Origin of the sequence: Hominimerdicola alba 8, assembly GCF_000178155.2 — a bacterium.
In the GTDB taxonomy this organism is placed as follows: Bacteria; Bacillota; Clostridia; order Oscillospirales; family Ruminococcaceae; genus Hominimerdicola; species Hominimerdicola alba_C.
In genome coordinates, this window is record NZ_ADKM02000106.1 from 1 (window position 1) to 530 (window position 530).

The following is a 530-nucleotide window of genomic DNA, read 5'->3' on the forward strand; positions in this document are numbered from 1 at the left end:
TTTGAAAGTAAAACTCTGGGCTTCTTCACCTGTTGACATATCGGTCATCACAACTCTGGCGCTGTCAAGTGAAGTATATTCTTCACGCGCCTGTTTTATCAGTGCGCCGCCTGCCTTATCCCCGACTTTTCCGCAAGCCGAAAGACCGACAGCAAAAATGACCATCGCCGCCGCAAACAGCTTCTTCATATGCTTTTGCCTATTTTAGCGAATGCTATCAGCGCGATAAGTATTGTGACTATCTGCGAGATAGTAGCATGCACCATCAGCCCAAGACTGAATTTTATAACATAAAGATCCACCGAGAAACTTTCTATACCTAGATCCTTGCCCCAACTCATCCAGTAAACATATGGCTGGTTCTCACAGACTATAGCGAGGAAAGCGCCCAGCACTATACCTGCCAGCATAAAGAATATGAACGCAAACCCTTTCTTGAATTTATCCATATCTCTCCCTCAACTCACTTTCTGCGCGAGGGTGAACGCCTTTTATTATCGGTGATCTTTTTCAGGTCAGAGAACTTCTCA

Annotated in this window: 2 protein-coding genes; both read right to left on the minus strand. The window is 45.1% G+C overall.

What is annotated here, in order from left to right; genetic code table 11:
* Nucleotides 1-189: hypothetical protein (locus CUS_RS12885; protein ID WP_002851406.1), on the minus strand; the 189-nt coding region annotated here is incomplete at its 3' end.
* Nucleotides 186-449, minus strand: coding sequence for a DUF4321 domain-containing protein (locus CUS_RS12890; protein ID WP_002851404.1), 264 nt, complete (start codon nt 447-449; stop codon nt 186-188). The genes CUS_RS12890 and CUS_RS12885, both read right to left, overlap by 4 nt.
* Nucleotides 450-530: the final 81 nt, after the last annotated feature.